At 68.3% G+C, this 9,862-nt stretch carries 9 protein-coding genes; 6 read left to right on the forward strand and 3 right to left on the reverse strand.

Features of this window, described 5'->3' with window-relative positions; translation table 11 throughout:
- A partial coding sequence (locus tag DBR34_RS22775; RefSeq protein WP_258223840.1) for a site-specific integrase occupies positions 1-600 on the reverse strand: 600 nt, incomplete at its 3' end.
- Between the two features lie 70 nt (positions 601-670).
- Here DBR34_RS22775 and DBR34_RS11625 point away from each other — a divergent pair.
- The gene (locus DBR34_RS11625; RefSeq protein WP_128096914.1) at positions 671-1,147 is read left to right on the forward strand and encodes an RDD family protein; all 477 of its coding nucleotides are present in this window, start codon (positions 671-673) and stop codon (positions 1,145-1,147) included.
- Positions 1,148-1,451: 304 nt separating this feature from the next.
- Here DBR34_RS11625 and lptG read toward each other — a convergent pair whose 3' ends face one another.
- Entirely contained in the window at positions 1,452-2,558 is a 1,107-nt protein-coding gene (gene lptG, locus DBR34_RS11630; RefSeq protein WP_128096915.1) for an LPS export ABC transporter permease LptG, read from the reverse strand.
- Positions 2,555-3,637, reverse strand: a complete 1,083-nt coding sequence (gene lptF, locus DBR34_RS11635; protein WP_128096916.1) for an LPS export ABC transporter permease LptF — start codon at positions 3,635-3,637, stop codon at positions 2,555-2,557. The genes lptG and lptF overlap by 4 nt, the downstream gene beginning before the upstream one ends.
- Positions 3,638-3,741: 104 nt before the next feature.
- Here lptF and DBR34_RS11640 point away from each other — a divergent pair, with 104 nt between their 5' ends.
- The 5 genes from DBR34_RS11640 (at position 3,742) to DBR34_RS11660 (ending at position 9,735) form a co-directional block, all read left to right on the forward strand.
- Positions 3,742-5,220 carry a leucyl aminopeptidase gene (locus tag DBR34_RS11640; protein ID WP_128096917.1) on the forward strand — a complete coding sequence of 493 codons (1,479 nt, stop codon included), beginning with the start codon at positions 3,742-3,744 and terminating at the stop codon, positions 5,218-5,220.
- Positions 5,221-5,306: 86 nt separating this feature from the next.
- On the forward strand, positions 5,307-5,732 hold the full coding sequence (locus DBR34_RS11645; protein ID WP_128096918.1) for a DNA polymerase III subunit chi: 426 nt from the start codon (positions 5,307-5,309) through the stop codon (positions 5,730-5,732).
- Between the two features lie 48 nt (positions 5,733-5,780).
- Positions 5,781-5,969 carry a YqaE/Pmp3 family membrane protein gene (locus DBR34_RS11650; RefSeq protein WP_038690586.1) on the forward strand — a complete coding sequence of 63 codons (189 nt, stop codon included), beginning with the start codon at positions 5,781-5,783 and terminating at the stop codon, positions 5,967-5,969.
- Between the two features lie 43 nt (positions 5,970-6,012).
- Positions 6,013-8,781 (forward strand): valine--tRNA ligase, encoded by a 2,769-nt coding sequence (locus DBR34_RS11655; RefSeq protein WP_128096919.1) that lies wholly within the window; start codon positions 6,013-6,015, stop codon positions 8,779-8,781.
- 129 nt (positions 8,782-8,910) lie between these two features.
- Positions 8,911-9,735 (forward strand): DMT family transporter, encoded by an 825-nt coding sequence (locus DBR34_RS11660; protein WP_128096920.1) that lies wholly within the window; start codon positions 8,911-8,913, stop codon positions 9,733-9,735.
- The last annotated feature ends 127 nt before the right edge of the window (positions 9,736-9,862 follow it).

The following is a 9,862-nucleotide window of genomic DNA, read 5'->3' on the forward strand; positions in this document are numbered from 1 at the left end:
CGGCACCAGCCGCTCCTTGCTGCCCTTGCCGGTCACCCGCAGCACGCCCTGGCGCAGGTTGACCGCATTGGCCGGCAGCTGCACCAGCTCGCTCACGCGCAGGCCGGCGGCGTACATCAGCTCCAGCATCGCCCGGTCACGCAGGCCGATCGGCGTGTCGATGTCCGGCGCATCCAGCAGGGCCTCGATCTGGCTTTCGGCCAGCGCCTTGGGGAGCAGCCGCGGCAACCGCGGCGGATCCAGCAGTACGCTGGGGTCGTCGCTGCGCTGCCCACGGCGCAGTGCATCGGCGAAAAACGCGCGCAACGCCGACAACAGCCGCGCGGTGCTGCGCGGCGACCACCCATGCCGCGTACGCCAGGCCAGGTAGTCGAACAGGCCGGCCCGATCAATCGTTGCCAACCCGCCGCCCGCGCCATCGCGCCAGCGCGCCAGGCCCTCCAGGTCACGTCGATAGCTGTCCAGGCTGGCCTGCGCCAGGCCCTGCTCGGCCCAGATCGCATCGAGGAAGCGCTGGATCAGCGCGTTGTCGTCGTCGCGCAGCGGCGGCAGGTGCTGCACCAGCTGGCGGCGCAGTGCGGGGGTGGAGGTATCGGACATGCGGCCAGCATACGGAGCCGGACGCAGGGCGGCCATCGAACCGGCGCCGTGGCGCAGGTATGCTCGGCCCATGGCCACCACCACCGCTCCCGCTGCCGCCACCGATCGCCCCGCCAGCTTGCTGCTGTGGCGCCTGCTGGCGCTGCTCTACGACCTGTTCCCCGCGCTGGCGTTGTGGATGCTGGCGGGCACGCTGTTCACCGTGGGCTACACCCTCTCCGGCCACGCCGAGCGCGACAACATCGCCCCCTTCAGCGCGCTGCAGTGGCTGCTGTGGCTGTGCTGCTGGATCATCACCGGCCTGTACGCCACCCTCAGCTGGCGCCGCGGCGGCCAGACCCTGGGCATGCGCCCGTGGCGCCTGCAGGTCGTCACGGCCGACGGCACCGCCCCCACCGCCAGGCAACTATGGCTGCGCTACACCGTCGGCACCGTCTCGGTGCTGCTGGGCGGGCTCGGCCTGTGGTGGTCGCTGATCGACCGCCACCGCCTGACCTGGCACGACCGCGCCAGCGGCACGCGCCTGCGGCGCCTGCCGAAGCGTTGAACCGGTAGTGCCGGCCGCTGGCCGGCTCCAAATACCCCTGACGCATTACGGTAGTGCCGGCCGCTGGCCGGCTCCCGATACCGCGTGACATGTTCCGGTAGTGCCGGCCGCTGGCCGGCTCCCGATACCGCGTGGACATGTTCCGGTAGTGCCGGCCGCTGGCCGGCTCCCGATACCGCGTGACGAATTCCGTGGAGCCGGCCAGCGGCCGGCACTACCTGGGCGGCGCCGTTCCGGCCGCACACGCATGGTGTGGAAAAGCGACCCGCCCTGAAGCAGTTATCAGCACCATGAAGGCGCCGCCTTATCCCGACTTGCGCCGGAACAGCATCCCCGACACCACCAGCATCACGATCGGTGGCAGTGCGTAGGCAATGCGGTAATCGAACTTCAACGCACCGGCCATCCGCCCGAAGAACAACTGCAGCAGCCAGAAGCCCAGCGCGAACAGGATGCCCAGGAACAACCGCTTCCCCATCCCGCCGCTGCGCAGCGAACCGAACGCGAACGGCACCGCTGCCAGGCACAACGCCAGCACGTTCACCGGGTAGAACCACCGGCTCCAGTAGATGTCCTCGTAATCGCGCGCATCCAGCCCGTTGCGCTTGCGGTACTCGATGCTCGTGCGCAGGTCCGCCGCCCGCAGGTTGCGCGGCTTGGAAATGCCGCTGGCCAGCGCCGCCGCATCCAGCTGCGAATCCCACGGCTCGGACTCCACCGTCTCACGCGTTGCCGAGCGCTCCCCGAACGTATCCCGGCGCACCTTGTTCAACACCCAGCCCGTATCGCCGTGCTCGGCCGTGCCCGCGTAGGTCAACGATGCCAGCTTGCCGTCGTCGCCGATCTTGTACAGCCGCACATCGCGCAGCACCAGCTTGGTCCCACCGCCCGGCAGCAGCTGCTCGTCGCCCGCGCCCGCGTTGAGGAACGTATCGCCCTCGCGTGCCCACACGCCCGAATAGCGGGCCACCGCCATGTCGTTGCCCCACTTGGCGCTCATCCGGATGTCGTCGGCCCGGCTCTGCGCCCACGGCGCCAGCGTCTCGCCGGTCAACACCATCACCGCCGTCAGCAGCGACAGCGCGATCGCCACCGACGCACTCAGGCGCTTGCGCGACAGACCCAGCGCGCGCAGCGCGGTCAGCTCGGAGGTGGCCGCCAGCTGTCCCAGCCCCATCAGCGAACCGATCACCGCCGCCGTCGGAAAGAACGTGTAGGCCCGGCGCGGCACCGTGTACAGCACCCACGCGGCCGCATGGCCGATCGTGTAGCCGCCCTTGCCCACGTCCTTGAATTCACCGGAGAAGGCCATCACCACGTCCAGGCCCAGCAGCACCGCCCAGGTCAGCAGCACCGTGCCGAACACCGATCGGCCAAGATAAAGATCAAACCGCATCGGGCGAAACTTCATGCGGTCCTCCGCGGGCGCGACAGCTTGCCGTCACGCAGGTACATCCAGATCGCCAGCGCCAGCAGCGGCAGGCTCAGCCACCACAGACCGACACTGCCGGACAATTTGCCATCGGCGATCCAGCGCGTGCCGATGAACATCAGGTTCATGCCCACCAGGTAGGCCAGGAACGCCAGCATCATGCGCCCGTAGCGCTGCTGGCGCGGCGAACTGCGCGCCAGCGGCAGCGTCATCAACGCGAACGCCAGCGCGATCAGCGGCGGGGTGATGCGCGAATGCAGCTGCGCCTGCGCCGCCGGCCGCGCGTCGCCCAGCAGCTGGGTGGTCGGCAGCAGCTCGGGGTCGTCCTTCTGGCGGGTATCGGCGCCGTCGGGCATGGCCACGTCGTTGCGCGCGAAGGTCATCAGCTTGTAGTCCAGCGCACCGTTGGCCGGCCCTTCCACCTGGTGGCCGTCGTCCAGCTCCAGGTAGCGCTGGCGCTCGCCCTCGAAGAACATGCGGCCGTGGTCGGCCGACACCACCTCGATACGGTCGTCCTTCTGCCGCTGCAGGAACACCTTGCCCAGCCGGGTGCCGTCCGGCGATAGCGAGGACAGGTAGACCACCCCGCCGTTGTTGGGCAGGTTGGTGAACTTGCCCGACTCCAGCCCGGCCATGGCCACGCTGCGGTTGGCTTCCACGATCATGGTCTCGCTGGTGCGGTCGGCCCAGGGGCCCAGCCACAGCGAGCACAGGGCGATCAGGCCCACCACCGGCACCACCAGCATCAGGACCGGGCGCAGCAGCCGTTTGGGCCCCACCCCGATGGCGGTCAGCACCGCCATTTCCGAGTCCCGGTAGAGCCGGGCGGTGGCCAGCAGCAGGCCCAGCATCAGCGCCAGCGGCAGGATCAGCGGCATGTAGACGATGAACTGCAGGCCCAGCTGCGAGAACAGCAGGCGGGCCGGTACGCGGCCGTCGGCGATATTGCCGAGGATGTCCACCAGGACACCACCGACGCTTACCACCAGCAGCACGATCAAAGTGGCCAGGAAACTCTGGACGAAATCACGCAGGAGATAGCGATCGAGCTTCGACATGGGGCGGTGGTTTAAACTCTCGGATTCGTTCGCGGTGCTGCCCAGTCTACTGACGGGACGTAAACAGCTCGCGATTGTACGGATTTGCCAACGGAATCTGATCAATGGCCCTGGAATTCACCCTGAACCACGCAACGCCGGCCTCGGCCGCGTTCGATTGCGTCATCGTCGGCGCCTACGCCGACCAGACCCTGAGCCCGGCGGCACAGGCCCTGGACACCGCTTCCGGCGGTCGCCTGACGGCCCTGGTGGCCCGCGGCGACGTGGGCGGCAAGACCGGCAACACCACGCTGCTGCACGACCTGCCGGGCGTCACCGCCCCGCGCGTGCTGGTGGTGGGGCTGGGCGAACCGGCCAAGTTCGGCGTGCCGCAGTACCTCAAGGCCGTGGGCGATGCCAGCCGCGCCCTGAAGAGCGGGGTCAACCACCACGCGCTGTTCACCCTGACCGAGCTTGAGGTCAAGGGCCGCGATGCCGCCTGGAACATCCGCCAGGCCATCATCACCGCCGACCACGCCGCCTACCGCTACAGCGCCACCCTGGGCAAGAAGAAGGCCGACGAACCCGGCCTGACCCAGCTGGCCATCGCCGGTACCGACGCCCAGGCCCTGGCCCAGGGCCAGGCCATCGCCGCCGGTGTGCAGTACGCCCGCGAGCTGGGCAACCTGCCGCCGAACCTGTGCACCCCGGCCTACCTGGCCGAGTCCTCGGTCGCCTTCGCCCAGGCCCACGCCGGTGCCGAGGCGGAGATCCTGGACGAGCACCAGATGGAAGCGCTGGGCATGGGCTCGCTGCTGGCCGTGGCCCGTGGCTCGGCCAACCGCCCGCGCCTGGTGGTACTGAAGTGGAGCAACGGCGGCGACGCCAAGCCGTACGTGCTGGTCGGCAAGGGCATCACCTTCGACACCGGTGGCGTCAACCTGAAGACCCAGGGCGGCATCGAAGAGATGAAGTACGACATGTGCGGTGGCGCCAACGTCATCGGCACCTTCGTCGCGGCGGTCACCGCCAGGCTGCCGTTGAACCTGGTGGTGGTGGTGCCGGCGGTGGAAAACGCCATCGACGGCAATGCCTACCGTCCGTCGGACGTGATCACCTCGATGTCGGGCAAGACCATCGAAGTGGGCAACACCGACGCCGAAGGCCGCCTGATCCTGTGCGACGCCCTTACCTACGCGCAGCGCTTCGAGCCGGCCGCGCTGGTCGACGTGGCCACCCTCACCGGTGCCTGCATGGTCGCGCTGGGCCACCAGACCGCCGGCCTGATGACCAAGCACGACGACCTGGCCAATGAACTGCTGGCCGCCGGCGAACACGTGTTCGACCGCGCCTGGCGCCTGCCGCTGTGGGACGAGTACCAGCCGATGCTGGATTCCAGCTTCGCCGACGTCTACAACATCGGCGGCCGCTGGGCCGGCGCGATCACCGCGGGCTGCTTCCTGTCGCGCTTCGCCGAAGGCCAGCGCTGGGCCCACCTGGACATCGCCGGCGTGGCCAGCGACGAAGGCAAGCGCGGCATGGCTACCGGTCGCCCGGTTGGCCTGCTCAGCCAGTGGCTGCTGGACCAGGTCGCCCGCGCCTGATGCCCTGCCCGATCGGGGTGGCCTGAGCGCCGCCCCGATCCCGCCCGGCCTGCTGCCGGGCCTTCCCTTTCGCTCCTGGCCTGCCCATGTCCCGTGCTGATTTCTACCTGATCGCCAAGCCCCGCTTCCTGACCGAGCCGCTGCGCCTGGTCTGCGAGCTGGCCCGCAAGGCCAACGACGCCGGGCTGTTCACCCTGGTACTGGCACGCGACCAGGCCCAGGCCGAGGAGCTGGACGAGCTGCTGTGGGCATTCGACGCCGAGGCCTATATCCCGCACCAGATCGCCGGTGAGGACATGGACGAGGAAGAGGCGCTGGTGCTGATCGCCGTGCCCGGCACGCCGGCCCCGGCGCGTCCGCTGGTGATCAACCTGCGCGACGACCCGTACCTGGCCGAGTGCGACCGGGTACTGGAAGTGGTGCCGGCCGACCCCGAAGCGCGCGAACCGCTGCGCGAGCGCTGGCGCCAGTACAAGGCGCTGGGCTTTGACCTGAACAAGTACGACATGTAACCCGCGCGGCGGCCGCCGCGGCGCCGCCACCGAACCCGGAGACCCTTGATGCGCCTGTTGATCGCCCTGATCTTTCCCTGGTTCGCCTTCTTCACCATTGGCCGCCCGTTCGCAGGCATTCTCTGCCTGATCCTGCAGATCACGCTCATTGGCTGGCTCCCGGCCGCGATCTGGGCCGCCTACGCGGTTTCGCAGTTCCATACCGACCAGAAGATCCAGCGCGCCCTCGGGCGCTGATGTTCCGGCACCCCCACCTCCCGTCTTCGATCCTGGTTCCCGCATGACCCAACTCGCCTCCAGCTACGACCCCAAAACCTTCGAAACCGCGCTCTACGACGCGTGGGAGAAGGCCGGCCATTTCAAGCCGTCCGGCAAGGGCGAGCCGTACACCGTGCTGCTGCCGCCGCCGAACGTGACCGGCACGCTGCACATGGGCCATGCCTTCCAGCAGACCCTGATGGACGCGCTGGTGCGCTACCACCGCATGCGCGGCTACGACACGCTGTGGCAGGTGGGTACCGACCACGCCGGCATCGCCACCGAAATGGTGGTCAGCCGCAACCTGGCGCTGGAAGGCAAGGGCGAAACCCGCGATTCGCTGGGCCGCGAGGGCTTCATCGAGAAGGTGTGGGAATGGAAGGCGCAGTCCGGTGACACCATCGAGCGCCAGATGCGCCGCCTGGGCACCTCCAGCGACTGGTCGCGCAGCACCTTCACCATGGACCCGCAGCCCTCCGAGGCGGTGGTGGAAGCCTTCGTGCGCTGGCACGAACAGGGCCTGATCTACCGCGGCCAGCGCCTGGTCAACTGGGACCCGGTGCTGAAGACCGCCATTTCCGACCTGGAAGTGGAGAGCGTGGAAGAAGACGGCTTCCTGTGGTCGATCAGCTACCCGCTGGCCGATGGCAGCGGCACGCTGACCGTGGCCACCACCCGGCCGGAAACCATGCTGGGCGACACCGCGGTGATGGTGCACCCCGAAGACGAGCGCTACGCGCACCTGATCGGCAAGATGGTCAAGCTGCCGCTGACCGACCGCGAAATCCCGGTGATCGCCGATGACTACGTGGACCGCGAGTTCGGTACCGGCGTGGTCAAGGTCACCCCCGCGCACGACTTCAACGATTACCAGGTGGGCGTGCGCCACAACCTGCCGATGATCAACCTGTTCACCCCGGTGGCCGCGATCAACGACAACGCGCCGGAGAAATACCGCGGGCTGGACCGTTACGAAGCGCGCAAGGTGATCCTGGCCGAGCTGGAAGACCTGGGCATCCTGGTCGAAACCAAGCCGCACAAGCTGCAGGTGCCGCGCGGCGACCGCACCCAGCAGGTGATCGAGCCCTACCTCACCGACCAGTGGTTCGTGAAGATGGACGTGCTGGCCAAGCGCGGCCTGGAGCTGGTGGAGAACGGCAGCATCCAGTTCGTCCCGGCCAACTGGATCAACACCTACCGCCACTGGATGGAGAACATCCAGGACTGGTGCATCAGCCGCCAGCTGTGGTGGGGCCACCGCATCCCGGCGTGGTTCGACGACGCGGGCACCTGTTACGTCGGCCGCGACGAGGCCGATGCGCGCGCGCGCAACAACCTCGGCGCCGACGTCGCCCTGCACCAGGACAGCGACGTGCTGGAAACCTGGTTCTCCTCGCAGCTGTGGCCGTTCTCCACGCTGGGCTGGCCCAACGAACAGGCGATGGCCGAGCGCGGGTTCGAGCGCTACCTGCCGTCGGCGGTGCTGGTCACCGGCTTTGACATCATTTTCTTCTGGGTGGCCCGCATGATCATGGCCACCGACAGCTTCACCGGGAAGATTCCGTTCAAGGACATCTACATGACCGGCCTGATCCGCGACGCGCAGGGTCAGAAGATGTCCAAGTCCAAGGGCAACGTGCTCGACCCGCTGGACATCATCGACGGCATCTCGCTGGAAGACCTGGTTGCCAAGCGCACCACCGGGCTGATGAAGCCCAAGGATGCGCCGAAGATCGAGAAGGCCACGCGCAAGGAATTCCCCGACGGCATCATTGCCCACGGTGCCGACGCGCTGCGCTTCACCATCGCCGCGCTGGCCACGCACGGCCGCGACATCAAGTTCGACATGAGCCGCGCCGAGGGCTACAAGAACTTCTGCAACAAGCTGTGGAACGCCAGCCGCTTCACCCTGATGAACACCGAGGGCAGCAGCGTCACCGGCGTGCCGCAGCCGCGCACCGATGCCGAGCGCTGGATCCTGGCGCGCCTGGCGGCGGTGTCGGCCGAGGCACAGGCGCACTACGCCAACTACCGGTTCGACCTGCTGGCGCAGTGCCTGTATGAGTTTGCCTGGAACGAGTTCTGCGACTGGTTCCTGGAACTGACCAAGCCGGCGCTCAACGGTGACAACGCCGACGACGCGGTCAGCACCCGCCACACCCTGCTGTACGTGCTGGAAGCGCTGCTGCGCCTGCTGCACCCGCTGATCCCGTTCGTCACCGAGCAGCTGTGGCGCCAGGTGGCCCCGCGCCTGGGCCTGGTCGACGACACCCTGTCGCTGCGTCCGTATCCGACGGCGGACGAATTCGCGGGCGATTTCGCCCGTGCCGAAGCCGACGTCGAATGGCTCAAGGGCATGGTCAACGCGTTGCGCCGCGTGCGCAGCGAATTGAACGTGCCGCCGGCCAAGCAGGTCACGCTGCTGCTGCAGGGCGGCACCGCCGACGACCGCACCCGCGTGGCGCGCTTCACGGCCTCGCTGTCGTTCCTGCTGAAGCTGGCGCGCATCGACTGGCTGGCCGACGCGGCCGATACCCCGCCGTCGGCGGCCGCCATCGTCGGTGAGCTGAAGCTGCTGGTGCCGTTGGAAGGCCTGGTCGACCTGGGTGCCGAGCGCGCCCGCCTGGACAAGGAAATTGCCCGGGTGGAGTCGGAGAAGGAGAAGAGCCAGACCAAGCTGGCCAAGTTCACCGACAAGGTGCCGGCTGCGGTGGTCGAGCAGGAACGCGTGCGCCTGGTGGAGTGGACCGCGCAGCTGGCGGGCCTGGTCGAACAGCGCGCGAAGTTGTAACGCGGCGGTGGTTGTTGGGGGTACCGACCAACGGTCGGTACCTGCCGCGTGGTGCGTGCAGCCACCCATGGGGTGGCTCTACCACGGCATGATGGGTGTTCGTCCATGGAAGGCTTGCCTGCCGACACGATGTCCCTCTCCATTTTCTGTACGGTGCTGTTCGCCGCCCTGCTGCATGCCAGCTGGAATGCGATCGTCAAACGCGGCAGCGATACGCTGCTGACCACGATCCTGGTCACCGGCTCGGCGGCGCTGATCGCGGCCGTCGTGCTGCCGTTCGTGCCCGCGCCATCGCCACGCAGCTGGCCCTGGCTGGCCGCCTCCACGGTCTTGCAGGTCCTCTACTACGTCCTGGTCGCGCGCACTTACCGGGTGACCGACATGAGCGCGTCCTACCCGCTGATGCGCGGCTGCGCACCGATCCTGGTGGCGCTGGTGGGCACGCTGTTCCTGGGCGAACGCCTGCCTGCGGTTGCGTGGGGCGGTATCGCGCTGATCTGTGCCGGCATCCTGTGCATGGCACGCGGCGGCGCACGCCAGCACCTGTGGCTGCCGTTGCTCAATGCCGGGGTGATCGCCACCTACACGCTGGTCGATGCATGGGGCGCGCGCCAGTCCGGCGCGGCGCTCGGCTACACGCTGTGGCTGTTCCTGTTGTCCGGGCTGCCGCTGCCGGTGTGGGCGGTGTGCACGCGTGCGCCCCGGCTGTGGGCCTATGCCCGCGGCAACTGGGGCTTCGGCGTGGTCGGCGGGATCGGCACGCTGACCTCGTATGGACTGGCGCTGTGGGCCATGACTGTCGCACCGGTGGCGATGATTTCGGCGCTGCGCGAAACCTCGATCCTGTTCGGCATCCTGATCTCCGCATTCGTCCTGCACGAGCGGGTAACGCGGGCGCGCTGGATCGCGGCGGGGTTGATCGTTGCGGGCGCGGCGGTGTTGCGGATGGCGTGAGGGTGGCGCCACGGGTGGCGGCCCGGGTTCGGCGTTGTGGGCAGCCGACCAACGGTCGACTGCGTTGCGCGGTTACAACGGCGGCATGGTCTGGATGTCGTCGTCCACCAGTTCCATCGCCATCACC

This window comes from Stenotrophomonas sp. HMWF003, assembly GCF_003061285.1.
Taxonomy (GTDB): Bacteria; Pseudomonadota; Gammaproteobacteria; order Xanthomonadales; family Xanthomonadaceae; genus Stenotrophomonas; species Stenotrophomonas maltophilia_AP.